We start from the raw sequence: 18,821 nt of genomic DNA on the forward strand, positions 1-18,821 counted from the left end.
GGGGGGCGAAGCCGCCCCAACAAGAGCACCGAGGTGTTTCAGAAAGACCACGGTGCTTGGATTCAGGGCGGCTTCGCCACCCAGCGCGGGGCAAGCCCGCTCACTACATTTGCGCTTAATTCGCTTCTCGTTACTCCGTCAAGAACAACAATATGGAGAACACCATGACCCCTCAACCCGTCAAGATCGACGACCTGCCGATCGGCCGCTTTCACCTGAAAATCGCCGGCCTGACTTTCGGTGCGCATTTCACCGATGGTTATATCCTTGGCCTGATCGGTATCGCATTCACGCTTCTTAGCCCTCAGATGCAGCTCGATGCCTTCTGGCAAGGCTTGATCGGTGCCTCGGCCCTGATTGGCCTGTTCCTGGGTAGCCTGTTTTTCGGTTGGATCTCCGACACCCTCGGCCGGCAGAAAATCTTCCTGGTCAGTTTTGTGCTGATCACCGTCGCCTCGGTGATGCAGTTCTACGCTGAAACGGCCATGGGCCTATTGTTGTGCCGCATCCTCATCGGCATTGGCCTGGGCGGTGATTTCAGTGTGGGGCACGCCATGCTCGCCGAGTTCTCGCCGAAGAAACATCGCGGTGTGCTGCTCGGCTCGTTCAGCGTGATCTGGACCTTCGGCTACGTGGCCGCCACTTTTGTCGGCACCGCCATGCTCAGCTTGGGCGACGACGCCTGGCGCTGGATGCTGGCGTCTTCGGCGATCCCCGCCGGGCTGATCCTGATCGCCCGCATCGGCACCCCGGAATCGCCGCGTTGGCTGGTCAATCGTGGGCGCATCGCCGAGGCCCGCGCCATCGTCAAAAAGCACTTGGGTGAGCATGTCGTGCTGGATGAGGAGCCGTCGGCGCAAACCCGCTCCGGCTACGGCGTGCTGTTCAGCCGTGAATACCGCAAGCGCACGGCGTTCAACTGCCTGTTCTTTGTGTGCATCGTGATGCCGTATTTTGCGATCTACACGTTTTTGCCGTCGATCCTGCAGAAGATGGGCTTGTCCCAGGGGTTTGGCACGGAACTGCTGCTCAACCTGCTGCTGATTGTCGGTGCGTTGATAGGTATCTGGTGCACCGTGAAGTTTTCGCGTCGAGGGTTCCTGATCAACGCGTTCATCATCCTTGCGGCGACGTTGTTCCTGCTGGCGGTGTTGCCGGGGAGCATGGCGTGGTTGATGGTGTTGACCTTTGGTGTGTTCACGCTGGTGCTGTCGGCGGTGAGTAATCTGGTTGGGGTATTTCCGGCAGAAAGCTTTCCCACTGAAGTACGCGCCAGTGGCATTGGTTTGGCGACGGCGGTGAGTCGCTTGGGGTCGGCGATCAGTACCTTCCTGTTGCCGGTCAGCGTGGCCGGGATTGGCTTGAGCCCGACCATGGGCATCCTGGCAGCGATTCTGGTGTTCGGTGCAATCATCTCGTGGGCCTGGGCGCCGGAAACCAAGGCGCTGACCTTGAGTCAGGCGTGCAAAGCCGAGGCGCCGCCGGTATCAGGGATTGCTGACCTGGCCCAACCACTGCGTAAACAACCGAACCTTGGATAACCCCTGTTTGTCCGTCGCCACATCCAGCCAGTAACCATACGGCCCGATCACCTCCACCGGGGTGATCGGCAACAGACTGCCATTGGCCAATTCGCGCTCGATCATCTGCCGGTCGATGACCGCCAGCCCGCCGCCTGCCAGGGCGGTGTGGATCACTTGGTCCAGGGTGCTGAATTCCAGGCCTTGGCCTGCATCGATATCGTCTCGGCCCATGGCCGCCAGCCAGTTTTCCCATACCTTCAAGCGTTTGCCGTCGTGCAGGATATGCAGCAACGGGAAACGTTGCAGGTCGGGTGGTTGCCCGTCGACGAACAGCTCCGGGCTGGCCACGGCGATATGGCGTTCCATCACCAATAGCTCACTACTGCAATGAGTGTCGGCTTCGAGTCCGAAGCGAATCCGGCAGTCGATTTCGGCGAGGCTGTCGTGGTGGCTTTGATGGGTGACGCTGAGGTTGATGTCCGGGTAGCGCTCACAGAAACGCCGCAAGTGCGCGGACAACCAGCGTGTGGCCCAGGTCGGCGGGGCAACGATACGCAGGCGCTGGCGCAGGTTGGGCACGCGCACGGCTTGCAGGGCGCGTTCGATATGGTCGAAGGCATCGCTCAGGTGTGGCGACAAGGCGAAGCCGGCCTCGGTCAGGGACAGGCCCTGGGGCGTGCGGATGAACAAGGCTACGCCCAGGTAGTCTTCCAGCTGCTTGATCTGGCGGCTGACTGCGCCTTGGGTGACATTGAGGCCCACGGCGGCCTGGCTGAAGCTGCGGTGGCGAGCGACTTCTTCGAAGACGCGAAGCATGTTGAGGGCAGGGAGGTGGCGCATGGTTCGGGTTCCACACATTGTTTTTATAGTGTTTTCACTGGTCTCATCGCAGGCAAGCCAGCTCCCACATTTTTGACCGCGCCGCCGATCAAATGTGGGAGGGGGCTTGCCCCCGATGGCGTCAGTGCTGACGCCGCCTATTAGAAGTAGTAACCGATGTTCATGTACAGCTGGTTCTCCCACTGATTACTGCCCCCGGCTCCCAGACTCTGGGTATAGCTGCTGCCACCGATGTACGGGTCGTTCTTGCCGATCAACCATTCCGTGGCAATCCACAATTTGCTGAACGAGAACGACGTACCGAGGATCACCCGCTGTGAAGTCTTGAATTCATTGTCGGATTTGTCGAACGCGCTGTAGTTGGCATACAGCTTCACTCCGCTGATCTGATCGAACAGGTACTTGCCACCCACGTCGTAACTCAAGTCCGCGACATACAAGTTGCCACGGCTGGCGACGTTGAAGGTGCCGTCATAGCCACCCAGCGTCACCACACCATTAGTGCCTTCGTTGCGCGGCGACATCTGTTGGCGCGCCGCCTGCAGTTGCAGGCCCCATGGGCCGTTCTTGCCCAGGTAGTGGATGGCCACGGCGTTGCGTCGGCCGTCATTGCCGGTGTCTTTGTTTTCCAGTGTGGAGGTCAGGCCGGACAGGCCGACTTCGGATTACCAGGCGCCCAGGTCCATGGCCTTGGCCACGCGCACCACCACGGTGTTGCGTTCCTGGTTATTGCTACCGTCGGCCACGTAGCTGTCGGCTTCGGAGATCACGCTGGAATAGGTCACGCCCTTGCTGGTCCCTTTTCCTTGCCATGCAGGACGCAGGTAGTAACCGGCCTGGATGTTCCAGTCGCCGCTTTGCTGGATGTACTTGGTGCCGACCTGTTGCACGTCTTCCAGGCCGATCACGTTGCCCAGGGTTTCATAGAAGGTGCTGCCGAAATACGGTTGCAGACCGAACGGTACGGTGTTCAGGCCCACTTGCACTTGTTGGTTCGGGTTGAACTTGTAGCCCACCCAGGCGAACTTGGCGAACTGGATGTCGCCGTAGTTCTTGGTGTACTGGTAAGGGTATGAGCGCCCATAGAAACGGTACTGCGCCTCACCGATCCAGGTGTCGGAATTGTATTTGGCGCTGAGGAAGGCGGTGTCGAGGCCGAACTTCTGGATGTCGCGGTCCGGGTCATAGTCCCAGCGTGCACGCACGGCGCCGCCGAGGTCGAGGTTGTCGGTGACCTGATAGGCCATGGCCGGTGCCGCGAGGGCGCCGAGCACGGGAGCCAGGGCGATGTAGCGTAAGGTTGGTCGCATGGTTTTACTCTCGTTATTCGTTATTTTGGGCGACAGCAGCCCGTTGCCGCAGCGAACGCTGCGGCGTCGGGAAAGGGGTGGAACTCAGTGCGCGGTGGGGCGGATCAGCCGCAGCGGCGGCCCAGCTGCCGGTAGCTGGCTAGCCCCCGGCGCCGCGGCGAGTAGAGCCTGGGTGTAGCTGTTTTGTGGCCTGAGCAGGACCTGTTCGGCCGTGCCGTATTCGACCACTTCGCCTTGGCGCATCACCGCGATGTGGTCGCTGATCTGCGCCGCCACGCGCAAGTCATGGGTGATAAACAGGATGCTCAGGTTCAACTGCTTCTGCAGGTCCGCCAGCAGTTCCAGCACCTGTTTTTGCACCGACACGTCCAGCGCCGACACGCTTTCATCGGCGATCAGCACTTCCGGGCGCATGGCCAAGGCACGGGCAATGCCGATGCGTTGGCGCTGGCCACCGGAAAACTGCCGGGGCTTGCGCTTGAGGGCATCGCGCTTGAGGCCTACCTGTTCGAGCAAATCACCGGCCTCGGCCCAGGCATCCTTGGCGGATAACCCACGCAATTGCGCGGCACGGGCAATGATGTCGCCGACGCGGTGGCGTGGGTTGAGCGAGCCATACGGGTCTTGGAAGATCATTTGGATACGCCGCCGGTTGGCCGCCAGGGCCGAGCCGTGCAAGGTCAGGAAGTCGGTATCGCCGACCCACACATGACCGCTGTCGCTGTCGACCAGGCGAATCGCGGCCTTGACCAGGGTGCTTTTGCCCGAGCCGGACTCACCGACAATCGCCAACGTCTTGCCCCGTGGCAGGTTCAGCGACACATTGCGTAGCGCCGCCACGGCACTCCCGCCGACGTTGTAGGTTTTGGTCAGATGCTCGATGCGCAACGCCATTTCGCCATCGGCGCAAGGCGCATGCAGTTCGGGATGCAGCGCCGGCACCGCCGCAATCAGCTTGCGTGTATAGGCATGGGCCGGAGCGTTCAGGACCTGATTGCGCTCGCCGATTTCCACCAGGCAGCCGCCTTCCATCACCGCAATGCGGTCGGCAATCTGTGCCACCACGCCAAAGTCGTGGGTGATAAACAGAATGCCATGCTGGCCGCGCCCACGCAGGTCGCGCACCAGCTTCAGTACTTGGGCCTGAGTAGTCACGTCAAGGGCAGTGGTCGGTTCGTCGGCGATCAACAAATCCGGGTTCATCGCCAAAGCCATGGCAATCACCACGCGCTGGCATTGGCCGCCCGACAGTTGGTGGGGAAAACTGTTGGCAATGCGCGGCGGGTCGGGCAACTGGGTGGATTCGAGTAGCGCGAGCATGCGTTCGCGGCGATCGTGCCGGGGCATCTGCGGCGCATGGATAGCGAAGATTTCTTCGACCTGCTTGCCGATGCGAATGGCCGGGTTCAACGCCGCCATCGGCTCCTGGAAAATCATTGCGATACGGTTGCCGCGCAGTTGGCGCAGGCGTGCCTCGTCCAGGGTACAGATGTCGTCGCCGAGGAAGTCGATGACCCCACCGGCATGGCGCAGGCCCTTGGCGTAATCGCCCATGATCGCCGCCGACAGCACCGATTTACCCGAGCCGGACTCGCCGATCACGCACAGGATTTCGCCCTTGCGCACATCCAGGCTGATGCCGTGCACGGCGTGGCTGCGGTCGGCGCCAGGGGGCAGTTCAATCGACAGGTCTTGCACACGCAAAACGGGTTCTGGGTTCATGCTCAATTCCTTGCGCCTTGCTGGGCGTTTTCATCCAGGCCATCTGCCAGCAGGCTCAAGCCCAGCATCAGGGTAGAGATGGCGATGCACGGGAAGATCACCAGGTGCGGGAACGCAATGGCCATGGCACGGCCGTCGTTGATCATGCCGCCCCAGTCTGGCGTGGGCGGCGGCAGGCCGAGGCCGAGGAAGCCCAAGGCGCCGATCATGATCGCGGTGTAGCCGATGCGCAGGCAGAAATCGACGATCAACGGCCCACCGCAGTTGGGCAGGATCTCCACCAGCATGATGCGCAACGAACCTTCACCCTGGGTGATGGCGCTGAGCACGTAGTCGCGGGAGCGGATGTCGATGGTCAGCGCCCGCATGATGCGGAAGATCGCCGGCGCACTGGTAAAGGTCACCGCAATCAGAATGTTCAGGGCCGAGGCGCCGAGGGCAATGATGATCACGATGTACAACACCAGTACCGGGAACGACAGCACGGTGTCGGCCACATACGACAGCACCGCATCGACCCAGCCATTGAAGTAACCGGCGCACAGGCCCATGGCGATGCCCACGGCAAACGCGGTGAGCGTGGCGAGGATCGACCAGAACAACACCGTGCGCGTCCCCCAGATCAACCGCGAGAGAATGTCGCGGCCGATCATGTCGGTGCCCAGCAGGAAGCTCTGGCCGTTGTCTCCAGCGGTCATCGGCGTGAGCAGTGGGGTGAAGCTTTCCAGCGGATCATGGGGTGCCAGCCACGGGGCCAGCAGCGCAATCACCGCCCAGCCTCCCACCAGCAGCAGGCCGAGCAAGGCCAATGGATGTTTGAAGGCATGCAGACGGCTCATTGGGCACCTCCGCCGAGACTGCGCAGGGTGATGCGCGGGTTGAGCCAGGTATAGGCCAGGTCCGAGAAGATCTTGGTGATGCCGACGACGACCGCACTGACCATGGCGCAGGCTTCGATCAGGTACACGTCATGGTTCAGCGACGCGGTATACAGCAGCGAGCCGAAGCCCTTGTAGGCAAAGAACACCTCGACCACGATCACGTTGGACAGCAACCACGGGATGTAGAGCATGATCACCGTGATAGGGGCGATCAGCACATTGCGCAGGGCGTGGCGCACCACGATGCGCGCGGTGGAGGCGCCTTTTAGCCGTGCCGTGCGGATGTAGGGTGACTGCATCACTTCGACCATCGACGCTCGAGTGATGCGCGCCAGATAGCCTATGCCGAACAGGCACAGCACCATCAACGGCAGCACCAATTGCACAGCGCTGAAACCGTCACTCATGCTGCTCACGCCGGGCAGCCAGTTGAGCCAGAACACGAAGATCGCCGAGACGAACACCGCGCTGGCGAAGTCGGGAATCGAGGTCGTGACGATCGACAGGCACGACACCAGTCGATCAAGCAGCGAGCCTTGGCGGATGCCGGCGAGAATCCCCAGGGTCAACGCCACGGGCACCATCACCAGCAACGCCAGCCCGGCGAGGGTCAGGGTTTGCATCAGGTTCGGCAGCAACAACTTGAGCACCGATTCACGGAAGTACACCGAGGTGCCCCAGTCGCCGCTGACAAAGTCCTTGAGCCACACCAGGTAGCGCCACACAAAGGGTTGGTTGTAGCCATGCTCCACCAGCCACGCGGCGCGCTGGTCGGCGGCCGAGTAGGGGCCAAGGACGTTGATGGCGACGTCATCGATGTTCAGTTCCAGGGCCAGGAACACGATCAATGACACCGACAACAGGGTCGCCAACAGCATCAGCAGTTTGCGCAATAGAAAATGAGCCATCAGGTGCATGCTCCGACGGAAGATGGGAAAGAGGGTTACGCCTTTGAATCAGGCGCTCAGCCACACATTGCCCATGGGGTAGAAGTCGGAAGGGTGTACCTCGAAGCCCTGCACCTTTTTGCTCACGGCAGTGAACTTGTCGCCCCAGAACGGCTGCACGATCACGCAGGCGTCCTGCAGGATCTGCTCGACGCTTTGCATGGCCACGGCGCGTTGCTTGGGATCGATGATGCCCATGGCCTTGTCCAGCGCGGCGTCGAAGTCGGGGTCGCTGTAGTGGCTTTCGTTCCAGGCGCCGCCGCCGCGATAGGCCAGCTCCAGGGACATCACCCCAAGCGGACGATGGGCCCAGTAGGTGAGGCTGAACGCGGCCTTGTCCCAGATCGGCCAGTACTGTGCGGCAGGCACCACTTTGAGGTTGATGCGAATCCCGGCTTCCAGGCAGTTCTGTTGCAGGATCTGCGCGCAGTCCTGCTCATAGCGGCCCTGGGTGTTGCCCACGATCAGGTCGATGTCCAGGCCATTGGGGAAGCCGGCCTCGGCCAGCAGTTTTTTCGCCGCTGCCACGTCGCGGTTGCGCTTGGGCAGTGGGAAATATTCGGGGTGGGAGGGCGCTACATGGTGGTCTTCACCCAGGGTGCCCATGCCGCGATAGGCGATCTTGAGCATCTGCGCATTGTCGGCACACAACACCACGGCTTTGCGGATGCGCAGGTCGGTGAACGGCTTCTGGTCGCAGGCCATGCGCATCACCACGGTCTGCGCGGATTTGCAGCTGAGCAACTGGGCGCCGGGCAGGCGCTTGGCCAGGTCCAGTTCGGCCACGGTCACCCGGTACAGCACGTCGACTTGGCCGGCCTGCAGGGCGGCGAGGTGGGTGGACACGTCGGTGCCCATGTCGATGTAGCGCAGTTCGTCGAGGTTGGCGGGCTTGCCCCAGTAATCGGCACGCTTGGCGAAGGTCGCCTGCTTGTTCACGGCGAATGACACCAACTTGAATGGTCCGGTGGCCAATGGGTTTTTCGCCCAGTCATCACCGGCCTTGAAGCTGCGGTGCACGATGGCGCAGGTGAAGGCGTTGAGCATCTCCGGGATCGCCAGCATCGGCCGCTTGAGTTGCAGGCGGAATTGGTAATCGCTGACTTTTTCGAAGGCCTTGATGTCCTGGAACGCCGTGCGGTTCACCGACTTGGAATCGGCGGCGATCCAGCGTTCGATGTTGTGTTGCACATCGTCGACGTTGAAGCGGTCGCCGTTACTCCACTGCACGTCCTGGCGCAGGTTGAAGGTCCAGGTGGTGAGGTCGTCGGACGGGCTCCAACTTTCGGCGAGGTAAGGGTGCGTGATGTTGTCGGCGTCGACCCAGGTCAGGTATTCCAAGGCATTGCGCAACAGGTTTGATGCTTCGATCCAGGTGATCAGCATCGGGTCCTGGATTTCCTGGATCGCACAGGCAAAGCGCAGGCTGCCGCCTTGGCGTGCGGGCGTGGCCTCGGCAGCCTGGGCGTCGTTGCCGAGCAGGGCCGAGCCGATGAAGCTTGAGGCGCTGGCGAGGGTAATGCCGAGGAGGGTGGCGGTGCGCAGAAACTGGCGACGATTGATCTCACCGCTCTGCACCTGATTGCACAGGGCTTCGATGGCAGGGTGCGGCGTAGTGCCGGCCAGGGTCGCTAATTCTTTGGAATCGGACATGGGGCTGCTCTCATGTTGTTTTTATTAGAGATGCCCGCAGTTTTGTCATCAGTGCTGCGATCGACAAACGATTAAATCGGCGGTCAAACGTTCGTTAAATGCATGTTAGTCGGCTCGACGAAGGAAAAACGTTGAGATAGACGGGCCGGTAGATACAAAAAATCATGTTGGCTAGGAGGTTTCCTACATGGCGTGGGATGCTTGGCACCTCGTCAGCCGTTTTCGAGTGCCCTTCATGAAACGCAAAATGCCCGGTCTCAATGCCCTCAAAGCCTTCGAAGTCGCCGGCAGTACTGGCAGCTTTACCCGGGCTGCGGAGCTGTTGAACGTGACCCAGAGTGCGGTCAGTCGCCAAGTACGCCAGCTTGAAGAACAGTTGGGGGAGAACCTGCTGGAGCGGCGCCATCACCACCTCGAACTCACCAGCGCCGGGCGCGTTTTGCTGCGGGCGTTGAACCAGTCCTTCGACAAGATCGAACTGACGGTGCGCAGCATCCAGCAGAAAACCCACTCCAACCGCCTGCACGTCAACGCACCGCCGACCTTCACCAGCCGCTGGTTGATGCCGCGCTTGGGGCGTTTGCGTGAGGCCCATCCGGAATTGGAGTTGAGCATCACCACGTGCCTGCAAGACAGCCTGGCGCAGACCAGCACGCTCGATTGCGCCATTCGTTTCGGCAATGGCGAGTGGGATGGCCTGGACAGTTCGTTGCTGATCCAGGAGCGGCACATCGCGGTGTGCGCGCCGTCGCTGTATGCCCGGGAATGCAGTGATGGCGTGGACCTGAATCGCATGACCTTGTTGCATGTGTTGGCCAGTGAGGATCAGCGTTACCTGACGTGGAAGCACTGGCTGGACGCGGCACGGATTCATGGGGTGGATACGCAGGGCGGCTATGAATTCGACCTGCTGGACCTGGCGATTCGGGCGGCGACGGATGGGTTGGGGATTACCATTGCGGATTGGCATATGGTCGCGGCGGAACTGGCCAGCGGGCAGCTGACGCAGGTATTGAATGTGCACGTGGAAGGGCATCAGTCCTATTGGCTGGTGACCCGGCCGGAGCAGACGGACTCGCCGCAGTTACAGGTGTTCGGGCAGTGGTTACAGGAGGAGATCTGGTTGGCGCAGCGGCAGTTGGAGCCGTCTACGGCGGCGGGTTGATTGGGTTTTTGATAGGGGGTATATCCGTTATTTAGGTAACGGCGGCTTAGGGTTCCGCTCTTTCAGCGGGTCACTTTTGGAAAGGCCTGTATGGACCGGACACATGGTTGACGGGGCGCCTCAGATCAAAAGCAAGATCAAGAGCTACTCGCTTCGCATTGTGGGTTGGGTGAGTGTTCACGTCGCTTTTCTGTGGGAGCTGGCTTGCCTGCGATGGCATCGACTGGGTGTGTCTGATTTACCGAGTTGCCTGCATCGCAGGCAAGCCAGCTCCCACATTTTGACCCCATTCGGGTTTACGGATATGTACACCAATCCCACCTAACCTTCGTTTTTCTCACGTTACCCCACCCAATAAGTCGTTTGCCCGCCCCCCTAACAACGACAAAACTGCATGTCACTCGCAAAACAACAACGTTGGGCAAACCACATGCAATTCGAGCGCAATTTCTACAATGGCCAGTTCGTGGAACCGGCCAGCGATGCCCTGATCGCCGTCTACAACCCTGCCGATGAAACCCTCGTAGGCCACGTCAGTGCGGCCACCGCTGATGAAGCCATCGCCGCCGTCGACGCCGCCGCCATCGCCCAGAAAACCTGGGGCAAGCTCACCAGCATTGAGCGTGCCGAGCACCTTCGCGCGTTTGCCGATGCCCTGGACAGCCGCGCCGTAGCCATCGGCACGGCCTTGGCGAGCGAGTCCGGCAAGAGTGTCAGTGACGCCAGCAACGAAGCCCGTTATGCCGCGCAGATCACCCGTTACCACGCCGAATGGGCGCGCCGTATCGAAGGCGAGATCATCCCCAGCGACACCCCGGACGAAAACCTGTTCCTGCAACGCGAGCCGATTGGTGTAGTGGCTTGCCTGATTCCGTTCAATTACCCGGTGTACACCTTGTTGCGCAAGATCGCTCCGGCGTTGATTGCTGGTAACACCGTGGTGGTGCGGCCGAGCAACAACACGCCGCTGTCGGCGTTTGAAATCGCCAAGGCGGTGGTCGCCGCGGGGATTCCCGCCGGTGTGATCAATATCCTGACCATGGACCATGCGACCGCCGCCAGTGTCTGTACCCACAAGGCCGTCGGCCTGATCACACTCACCGGCAGCGTGAACGCCGGGCGTATCGTGCTGGATTACTGCAAGGCCAACATCGCCAAGCCGTCCCTGGAGCTGGGCGGCAAGACGCCGGCGATCATCGAAGCCGATGCCGACCTGGAAAAAGCCGCCAGCGCCATCGTCGCGTCCAAGACCACGCACTGCGGCCAGCTGTGCACGGCGGTGGAGCGCGTGTATGTGCATGAAAGCGTCTACGACACGTTTCTCGCACTGCTGAAAGCCAAGATCAGCGCCGTGAAGTTCGGCGACCGCGCCAAGGATGAAAGCCTGATGGGGCCGCTGGTCAACGCCAATTCCCGGAAGAACATCCACGCCATGGTCGAGCGTGCCATCGCCGACGGTGCTGTACTGGAAACAGGCGGTGTGCTGCCCGAAGGGCCGGGGCATTTCTACCCGCCGACCTTGCTCAGCAACTGCCGGCAGGGCATGGAAATCATCCAGGAAGAAATCTTCGGCCCGGTGCTGCCGGTGCTCAAGTACCGCGACATCGATGAAGCGCTGAGCATGGCCAACGACCATCAGTTCGGCCTGTCCTCGGTGCTGTACACCGAGAACTACCGCACGGCGATGAAAGTGGCGAATGCCATCGAGGCCGGCGAGTTGTACGTCAACCGCACCCCGGCCGACCCGTATCAGGGGTTCCACGCCGGTTGGAAACGCTCAGGGCTGGGCGGCGATGACGGTAAGCACGGGATGCTTGAGTTCACCCAGACCCGCTTGGTGGTCATGAAGTACTGATCCACGCACACCTGCTGCACCTTTAATAAAAACAATTATCAGGGCACCCGCACATCGGGTGCCTGAGGTCCACACGATGTCCAAGCCTGCACCCGTTGCCCAGGTTTCCGTTGCCGTGTCCGCGGCGAACAGCGACAAAGCCAGTCGCTATTTCCAATTGCTGTTACTGGTGTTGGCCGCCGGGGCGATCTACCCGATCCTCTACCTGCGCCAGGTCTACCAGACCACCATGCTCGACGTGTTCCACATCAACCACAGCGAGCTGGGTTACCTGTACTCCATGCTCGGCACGATCTTTTTGCTCAGCTACCTGCCCAGCGGCTGGCTGGCCGACCGTTTGCCGCCGCGCTTTTTGATCTTCTTCTCCCTGGTCGCTACCGGCGCACTGGGCATGTGGTACGCCAGCGTGCCGTCGATGACTGGCCTGATGATCATCTTCGGCTGCTGGGGGCTGACCACTGGCCTGACGTTCTGGGCCTCGGTGCTCAAGCGCGTGAAGATGATTGCCCATCACACCGAACAGGGCCGTTTCTTCGGCATCCTCGACGGGGGGCGTGGGTTGGTGGAAGCCTTGCTCGCCACCGTCGCCTTGGGGTTGTTCGCCTACGCTACCGAGACGCGCAACGAGTCGGCGGCCGAAGGTTTCAAGCATGTCGTGTACCTGTACTCGTTCATCTGTATCGCCATTGGCTGTGGTCTGGTACTGCTCAAAGACCCCAAGTCCCTGGCAGAAACCGCAGCGGTGGAGAAGGGCAAGTTCAACCTGATCGCCGACCTGACCACCTTGGTGAAAATCCCCGAGTTGTGGCTGGTGACCGCCATCGTGTTTTGCGGTTATCACATGTTCTGGGCCACCTACAGCTTCTCCGACTACCTGCAAGGCAGCGGCATGACCGCCGTGATGGCCGGCACTATCACCACCATCAAACTGTGGATGCGTCCCATCGGCGGCATCGGTGGCGGTTGGCTGGGGGATAAGTTCTCGAACATCTCGGTACTGATCGTCGCACTGGCACTGGTGACCCTGGCGATGGTCGGGTTGATCCTGTTCCCGGCGTTCAACAGCCTGGGCTTGCTGATCGGCACGGTGATCTTCATCGGCCTGATGACCTACGCGATCCGTGGCCTGTACTGGGCGATCCTCGACAGCTGCGACATCCCGCTGCGCATCACTGGCCTAGCCATCGGCATTGTCTCGGTGGTGGGCTACTTGCCGGACACGTTTATCCCGCTGATCAATGGCTACCTGACGGAAACCTACCCAGGCAAGGCTGGCTACAACCTGTATTTCGGCTACATCGCCTTCATCGGCGTGCTTGGCACCCTTGCGGCCTTGACCCTGCGCGCCCGAATCAACCGTAAAAAATTCAACCAGACAGGTGCCTGAGATGAAAATCGTCGCCCTTGAAACCCACATCGTTGCTGTTCCACCACCGCATATCGGTGGCATGTACTGGCTGTTCGTCAAGCTCAAGACCGACTGCGGCATCGAAGGCGTCGGCGAGATCTACGCCGCTACGTTCGGCCCCAAGGCCATGCTACCGATCATCGAGGACGTGTTTGAGCGCTACCTGCTCAACCACGACCCGCACCATATCGAGCGCTTCTTCCGCCAGGCCTATTCCAGCGGTTTCACCCAGCGCCCGGACCTGACCATGATGGGCGTGGTCAGCGGCCTGGAAATGGCCTGCTGGGACATCATCGGCAAGGCCGCCAACAAGCCGGTCTACGAGCTGCTCGGCGGCAAGGTCAACGAGCGCCTGCGTTCCTACACCTACTTGTACCCAGTCAACAGCAAGGGCGAGTACGACTACGACGACCCGGACCTGGCCGCCGAGTGCGCCATCGAGAACATGAAAAAGGGCTTCACGGCGGTGAAATTCGACCCGGCCGGGCCGTACACCGCGTACTCCGGCCACCAGATCTCCCTGGAAGTGCTGGAACGCTGCGAGACGTTCTGCCGCAAGATCCGCGAAGCGGTGGGCGACAAGTGTGACCTGTTGTTCGGCACTCACGGGCAGATGGTGCCGTCATCGGCGATCCGCCTGGCCAAGCGCCTGGAGAAATACGACCCACTGTGGTTCGAAGAGCCGGTGCCGCCAGGCCAGGAAGAGGCCATGGCCCAGGTCGCGGCCAAGACCAGCATCCCGATTGCTACCGGTGAGCGGCTGACCACCAAGTACGAATTCTTCAAGCTGCTGCAAGCCGGTGGTGCATCGATCCTGCAAATGAACGTGGCGCGCTGCGGCGGGCTGCTGGAGGCCAAGAAGATCGCGAGCATGGCCGAAGCCTACTACGCACAGATCGCGCCGCACCTGTACAACGGGCCGATTGGCGCGGCGGCGAGCTTCCAATTGGCGACTTGCACGCCGAACTTCCTGATCCAGGAAAGCATCATGACCTGGGGCGGTTTCCACGCCGAAGTGCTGACCAAGCCACTGCAATGGGAGGACGGCTACATCATCCCGTCCACCGAGCCCGGGCTGGGTGTGGAACTGAATATGGACGTGGTGCGCAAGCACACGCCGTATACCGGCGAACGCCTGCATTTGCAGATGGCGCCGACCCCGGCTGACGTCAAAGACACTTCGCCCGCCAAGGGCTAAAAAACGACTTACGCGGTAACTGTGAATGACATATGACTACATCATCGCCGGGGCTGGCGCCGCAGGCTGCGTCCTGGCCAACCGGTTGTCCGCCTCGGGCCAATACTCCGTGTTGCTGCTGGAGGCTGGCGGCAAGGACAGTTCCTGGTGGTTCAAGATCCCGGTCGGTTTCGCCAAGATGTATTACAACCCGACCTTCAACTGGATGTACTACAGCCAGCCGCAAAAGCAACTGGCCGGGCGTGAAATCTACGCGCCACGGGGCAAGGTGCAGGGCGGCTCGGGCTCGATCAACGCGATGATCTACGTGCGTGGCCAGGCCCATGATTTCAACGATTGGGCGGCCAACGGCAACGATGGCTGGGGCTTCAACGACGTGCTGCCGTATTTCCGCAAACTGGAAAATCACCCGTTGGGTGACACCGAGTACCACGGCGGCAGCGGCCCCATCAGCATCACGCCGATGAAGGGCCAGACACATCCCATCTGCGATGTGTTTCTCAAGGGCTGCAAACAGCTCGGCTATGGCTTGAGTGATGACTTCAACGGGCCGAATTTCGAAGGCGCGGGCCTGTATGACGTCAATACGCGCAATGGCGAGCGTTGCTCCAGCAGCTTTGCGCATCTGCATCCGGCTCTCAGTCGTCCGAACCTGACCGTAGAGCTGCATGCTCTGGTCGACCGTGTGCTGTTCGACGACCAGCAGCGCACCACCGGCATTGCTGTCACCCAGCACGGCGTGGCACGTACCTTTACGGCTCGCAAGGAAGTGATCCTGTGTGCCGGCGCGGTAGACACGCCGAAGATCCTGCAATTGTCCGGCGTGGCTGACCAGCAGTTGCTGGCCGAGCACAACATCCCGCTGGTCAAGCACCTGCCCGCCGTAGGGCAGAACCTGCAGGACCACCTGTGCGCCAGCTACTACTACAAGGCCAATATCCCGACCCTGAACGATGAACTCAGCTCACTGTTCGGCCAACTGAAGTTGGGCCTCAAGTACTTGTTTACCCGCAAGGGGGCGCTGGCCATGAGCGTCAACCAGGCCGGTGGTTTCTTTCGCGGCAACGACGAGCAGAGTGATCCGAACCTGCAGCTGTACTTCAACCCGCTGTCGTACCAGATCCCGAAAAACAACAAGGCCAGTCTCAAGCCCGAGCCGTATTCCGGGTTCCTGCTGTGCTTCAACCCGTGCCGGCCGACCAGCCGCGGCACCATCCGCATTGCTTCCAAAAACCCACGGGACGCGGCGCTGATCGACCCCAACTACCTGAGCACCCAAAAGGACATCGATGAGGTGATCCAGGGCAGCCGGTTGATGCGCAAGATCATGCAGGCGCCGGCGCTCAGGGGCATCACCGTGGCTGAGGTTTTGCCGGGGGCGGCGGTGCAGACCGACGAGCAGATGCTGCAATATTTCCGCGAAAATAGCGGCTCCATCTACCACCTGTGCGGCTCCTGCGCCATGGGCTCGGACACGCAGGTATCGGTGGTGGACAAGCGCTTGAAGGTGCATGGGCTGGACGGGTTGCGCATAGTCGATGCGTCGATCTTCCCGAACGTGACCTCGGGCAACACCCATGCGGCGGTGTTGATGGTGGCGGAGAAGGGCGCGGATCTGATTTTGCAGGATGCTTGAGGGTCAGATATGTAAACGATGTCCCCGGTTTGTACCGGGGCAAGCCCGCCCACGACTGGATCAGATCACGTGCGCTCGCTGCAATTCTGTCAGGGACAACGCTTTCAGTTGCGCCAGCAGTGGATCACGGCGGTCCCTCGGGTGCGGCAGGTCCACCGCCAATGCCTGGCGAATGCTGCTTGGCCGGTTGCCCATCACCAGTACCCGATCACTCAAGTACAACGCCTCGTCCACATCGTGGGTCACCAATAGCAACGCGATGGCGTGATGCTCGGCCAGTTGCAGCAGCAAGTCCTGCAGCTTCATACGGGTAAATGCATCCACTGCGCTGAACGGCTCATCCAACAGCAAGACCTGCGGTCGCGAATACAGGCCACGGGCGATGGCCACCCTTTGCGCCATGCCCCCGGACAATGCCTTGGGCAGCGCCTGGGCAAAGCCCTTGAGGCCGACTTCCTCGATCAATTGCGTGACCCAGGCCTTATCGTAGTGGTTGTCGTCGCTGAAACCGATGTTCTGCTCCACTGTAAGCCAGGGCATCAGACGGGGTTCCTGGAACACAAATGCGACTTCGCCATCCGGGCTGCGCAGTTCACCCTGATAGTCCTTTTCCAGCCCGGCGACGATACGCAACAGTGTACTTTTGCCACAGCCGCTTGGCCCCAACAGGCTCACGGTTTCGCGAGGTTGCAAGGCCAGTCTCACGTCTTTCAACACTAAGGTGTCGGTGAAGCTCTTTCGCTCCACACGAATATCCAATAACGGCGATGTAGTCACTGCTCCGCCCCTTGACCGTTGAAGGTGTCGCGCCACGCCAGGCAGCGTTTTTCCAGTGCCGCGAGCAGGCCATCGCTGACCTTCCCCAACAGCGCCAATACGATGATCGCCGCCAGCACAATGTCCGGCCGTGAGGTTTCGCGCCCATCGCTGAGCAAGTAGCCCAAACCCTTGGTGGCTGCGATCAGCTCAGCCGCCACCAAGAACATCCACGCCAGGCTCAAGCCGCTGCGCATGCCGGTAAACAAGCCGGGCAGGGCGGCGGGCAGGAGAATGCGGCGTACCAATCGGCGTCGACTAAAGCCATACATTTGCCCGACTTCCACCAGCTTGCGGTCGATATCGCGGATGGCCGCGACGCCATTGAGGTACACCGGGAAGAACGCACCAATCGCGATCAGCACGATCTTCGAGGTTTCATCGATACCGAGCCACAACAGCAGCAGCGATACCCAAGCCAAGCTCGGGATCGAACGCAACCCGGCGAACGTCGGCTCCAAATAAGCCTCGGCCTCACGGCTCAACCCTACCCAGGCGGCAAATACCAGGGCCAGGCTGGCGCCGATGGCAAAGCCCAGCAGCACCCGGCCGAGGCTGGCGCTGATGTGCTTCCACAGTGCGCCCTCGGCCAGCTGCGTCAGGGTCACGGCAATTTCGCTGGGCGCCGGCATCTGGTACGACGGCAACCACCCCATCCGCACCACCCCTTCCAGGATCAGCAGGATCAGCACCGGCAACACCAGGCCCTTGAGCCTACGTGGCCAGGCGCTGCGGTTGATCACCTGCGGCGCCGCCAGGGGCAAAGCTTGGGTTTTGCTGGTCATCACGCGCCCCTTATTGACTGAACGAGGTGTCGATCAACTGGTCGATCACCTGGTCTACATTCACTCCGCGACGCACCAGTTCCTCAGACACCAGGATCGGCGCCGCGGCCTTGGACGACACGACATCCTTGCGGCTCAAGAACGGTGTGCTCAAGTCGGTGCGCGACAGTTGCAGCTTGGCCACTTCCAACGGCAGGCCCGACTCGTCGGCCAGCAGCTTGGCGAATTCATCTGGGTGCTTCACCGCCCAGTCACGGGCTTTTTCGTAGGCGCCGAGCACTTTGGTGATGGTCTGTGGATGCTCCTTGGCGAACTTCTCGGTGACGCTGACCACGCCATAACTGTTGAAGTCCTTGTTGCGATAGAGCAAGCGCGAACCGGCCTGGATTTCACTGGCGGCCATATGCGGGTCGAGGCCGGCCCAGGCGTCTACATCGCCTTTCTCCAGGGCGATGCGGCCATCCGGGTGTTGCAGGTGCACCAATTCCACATCGTCCTTTTTCAGCCCGGCCTTTTGCAGGCTGCGCAGGGTGAACAGGTACGGGTCGGTACCTTTGGTGGCGGCGATTTTCTTGCCCTTGAGATCGGTGACACTTTTAAGCGGCGAGTCCTTGCGTACCACCAGGGCAGTCCACTCGGCGCGGCTGTATACGTACACCGATTTGATCGGGCTGCCATTGGCGCGGCTCAACACCGCAGACAGGCTGGCGGAAGACGCGAAGTCGACGCCGCCGCTATTGAGGTACTCCAGGGACCTGTTGCTGCCCTGGCTCAATACCCAGCCGACCTTGGCGTTTGGCAAGGCCTGCTCCAGCCAGCCGAAGTGCTTGAGCACCAGGCTTACGGGCGAATAGTAGGCGTAGTCGAGGGTGACTTGGGCGGGATCTGTCTCGGCGGCAAAGGCCTGCGGTTGCAGGCACAGGGCGAGGGCGAAGACGCCCAGTAAGCGTTGGGTAATGGGTTTCATGGAACAGCTCCGGAAGGCGTTGAGAGGAGGCTTTTCTTATATTCTTAAAAATTAGTTGGCATGTTCCATCATGCTTTTCAGGAATATGCAGTCTCTGTGCCAGCTGGTTCGGAGG

Annotated in this window: 14 protein-coding genes and 1 pseudogene; 6 read left to right on the forward strand and 9 right to left on the reverse strand. The window is 60.9% G+C overall.

Going from position 1 to position 18,821, the window contains the following annotated elements; all coding sequences use genetic code 11:
- Window positions 1–164 precede the first annotated feature (164 nt).
- On the forward strand, window positions 165–1,541 hold the full coding sequence (locus ACRESD_RS25075) for an MFS transporter (RefSeq protein WP_431753364.1): 1,377 nt from the start codon (window positions 165–167) through the stop codon (window positions 1,539–1,541).
- Here the strand turns inward: ACRESD_RS25075 and ACRESD_RS25080 are convergent.
- The 6 genes and pseudogenes from ACRESD_RS25080 to ACRESD_RS25105 form a co-directional block, all read right to left on the reverse strand.
- A complete protein-coding gene (locus ACRESD_RS25080; RefSeq protein ID WP_431753365.1) occupies window positions 1,488–2,363 on the reverse strand; it encodes a LysR substrate-binding domain-containing protein in 876 nt (291 codons plus the stop codon). The two genes, ACRESD_RS25075 and ACRESD_RS25080, sit on opposite strands and share 54 nt — an antisense overlap.
- 140 nt (window positions 2,364–2,503) lie before the next feature.
- Window positions 2,504–3,673, reverse strand: a pseudogene (locus tag ACRESD_RS25085) (hypothetical protein).
- 84 nt (window positions 3,674–3,757) lie between these two features.
- Entirely contained in the window at window positions 3,758–5,395 is a 1,638-nt protein-coding gene (locus ACRESD_RS25090) for a dipeptide ABC transporter ATP-binding protein (RefSeq protein ID WP_431753366.1), read from the reverse strand.
- Window positions 5,396–5,397: 2 nt separating this feature from the next.
- Window positions 5,398–6,234 carry an ABC transporter permease gene (locus tag ACRESD_RS25095; protein WP_431753367.1) on the reverse strand — a complete coding sequence of 279 codons (837 nt, stop codon included), beginning with the start codon at window positions 6,232–6,234 and terminating at the stop codon, window positions 5,398–5,400.
- Window positions 6,231–7,184, reverse strand: coding sequence for an ABC transporter permease (locus tag ACRESD_RS25100; RefSeq protein WP_431753368.1), 954 nt, complete (start codon window positions 7,182–7,184; stop codon window positions 6,231–6,233). The genes ACRESD_RS25095 and ACRESD_RS25100 overlap by 4 nt, the downstream gene beginning before the upstream one ends.
- A 48-nt stretch (window positions 7,185–7,232) precedes the next feature.
- Entirely contained in the window at window positions 7,233–8,876 is a 1,644-nt protein-coding gene (locus ACRESD_RS25105; protein WP_431753369.1) for an ABC transporter substrate-binding protein, read from the reverse strand.
- 235 nt (window positions 8,877–9,111) lie between these two features.
- Between ACRESD_RS25105 and ACRESD_RS25110 the strand changes: the two genes are divergently transcribed.
- From ACRESD_RS25110 to ACRESD_RS25130, 5 genes are all read left to right on the forward strand, one after another.
- Window positions 9,112–10,041 (forward strand): LysR substrate-binding domain-containing protein, encoded by a 930-nt coding sequence (locus tag ACRESD_RS25110; protein ID WP_431753370.1) that lies wholly within the window; start codon window positions 9,112–9,114, stop codon window positions 10,039–10,041.
- A 430-nt stretch (window positions 10,042–10,471) separates the two neighbouring features.
- Window positions 10,472–11,896 carry an aldehyde dehydrogenase gene (gene aldA / locus ACRESD_RS25115; RefSeq protein ID WP_431753377.1) on the forward strand — a complete coding sequence of 475 codons (1,425 nt, stop codon included), beginning with the start codon at window positions 10,472–10,474 and terminating at the stop codon, window positions 11,894–11,896.
- 76 nt (window positions 11,897–11,972) lie between these two features.
- Entirely contained in the window at window positions 11,973–13,283 is a 1,311-nt protein-coding gene (locus tag ACRESD_RS25120) for an MFS transporter (RefSeq protein WP_431753371.1), read from the forward strand.
- 1 nt (window position 13,284) lies between these two features.
- A complete protein-coding gene (locus ACRESD_RS25125; RefSeq protein ID WP_431753372.1) occupies window positions 13,285–14,502 on the forward strand; it encodes a mandelate racemase/muconate lactonizing enzyme family protein in 1,218 nt (405 codons plus the stop codon).
- A 25-nt stretch (window positions 14,503–14,527) separates the two neighbouring features.
- Window positions 14,528–16,138 (forward strand): GMC family oxidoreductase, encoded by a 1,611-nt coding sequence (locus tag ACRESD_RS25130; RefSeq protein ID WP_431753373.1) that lies wholly within the window; start codon window positions 14,528–14,530, stop codon window positions 16,136–16,138.
- Window positions 16,139–16,198: 60 nt separating this feature from the next.
- Here the strand turns inward: ACRESD_RS25130 and ACRESD_RS25135 are convergent, their stop codons facing one another.
- The 3 genes from ACRESD_RS25135 to ACRESD_RS25145 are packed head-to-tail and all read right to left on the reverse strand — an operon-like array spanning window position 16,199 to window position 18,706.
- Window positions 16,199–16,915 carry an ABC transporter ATP-binding protein gene (locus tag ACRESD_RS25135; protein ID WP_431753374.1) on the reverse strand — a complete coding sequence of 239 codons (717 nt, stop codon included), beginning with the start codon at window positions 16,913–16,915 and terminating at the stop codon, window positions 16,199–16,201.
- A complete protein-coding gene (locus tag ACRESD_RS25140; RefSeq protein WP_431753375.1) occupies window positions 16,912–17,739 on the reverse strand; it encodes an ABC transporter permease in 828 nt (275 codons plus the stop codon). Before ACRESD_RS25140 ends, ACRESD_RS25135 begins: the two co-directional genes overlap by 4 nt.
- A gap of 10 nt (window positions 17,740–17,749) precedes the next feature.
- The gene (locus ACRESD_RS25145) at window positions 17,750–18,706 is read right to left on the reverse strand and encodes an aliphatic sulfonate ABC transporter substrate-binding protein (protein ID WP_431753376.1); all 957 of its coding nucleotides are present in this window, start codon (window positions 18,704–18,706) and stop codon (window positions 17,750–17,752) included.
- Window positions 18,707–18,821: the final 115 nt, after the last annotated feature.

It is taken from the genome of Pseudomonas sp., assembly GCF_050739995.1.
In the GTDB taxonomy this organism is placed as follows: domain Bacteria; phylum Pseudomonadota; class Gammaproteobacteria; order Pseudomonadales; family Pseudomonadaceae; genus Aquipseudomonas.

Bases quoted from the DNA above. Each gene is read 5' to 3' on its own strand.
- aldA (WP_431753377.1), top strand. From the start codon at position 10,472: ATGCAATTCGAGCGCAATTTCTACAATGGCCAGTTCGTGGAACCGGCC.
- ACRESD_RS25120 (WP_431753371.1), top strand. From the start codon at position 11,973: ATGTCCAAGCCTGCACCCGTTGCCCAGGTTTCCGTTGCCGTGTCCGCG.
- ACRESD_RS25090 (WP_431753366.1), bottom strand. From the start codon at position 5,395: ATGAACCCAGAACCCGTTTTGCGTGTGCAAGACCTGTCGATTGAACTG.
- ACRESD_RS25100 (WP_431753368.1), bottom strand. From the start codon at position 7,184: ATGGCTCATTTTCTATTGCGCAAACTGCTGATGCTGTTGGCGACCCTG.
- ACRESD_RS25105 (WP_431753369.1), bottom strand. From the start codon at position 8,876: ATGTCCGATTCCAAAGAATTAGCGACCCTGGCCGGCACTACGCCGCAC.
- ACRESD_RS25140 (WP_431753375.1), bottom strand. From the start codon at position 17,739: ATGACCAGCAAAACCCAAGCTTTGCCCCTGGCGGCGCCGCAGGTGATC.
- ACRESD_RS25145 (WP_431753376.1), bottom strand. From the start codon at position 18,706: ATGAAACCCATTACCCAACGCTTACTGGGCGTCTTCGCCCTCGCCCTG.
- ACRESD_RS25095 (WP_431753367.1), bottom strand. From the start codon at position 6,234: ATGAGCCGTCTGCATGCCTTCAAACATCCATTGGCCTTGCTCGGCCTG.
- ACRESD_RS25080 (WP_431753365.1), bottom strand. From the start codon at position 2,363: ATGCGCCACCTCCCTGCCCTCAACATGCTTCGCGTCTTCGAAGAAGTC.
- ACRESD_RS25125 (WP_431753372.1), top strand. From the start codon at position 13,285: ATGAAAATCGTCGCCCTTGAAACCCACATCGTTGCTGTTCCACCACCG.
- ACRESD_RS25130 (WP_431753373.1), top strand. From the start codon at position 14,528: ATGACATATGACTACATCATCGCCGGGGCTGGCGCCGCAGGCTGCGTC.
- ACRESD_RS25075 (WP_431753364.1), top strand. From the start codon at position 165: ATGACCCCTCAACCCGTCAAGATCGACGACCTGCCGATCGGCCGCTTT.
- ACRESD_RS25110 (WP_431753370.1), top strand. From the start codon at position 9,112: ATGAAACGCAAAATGCCCGGTCTCAATGCCCTCAAAGCCTTCGAAGTC.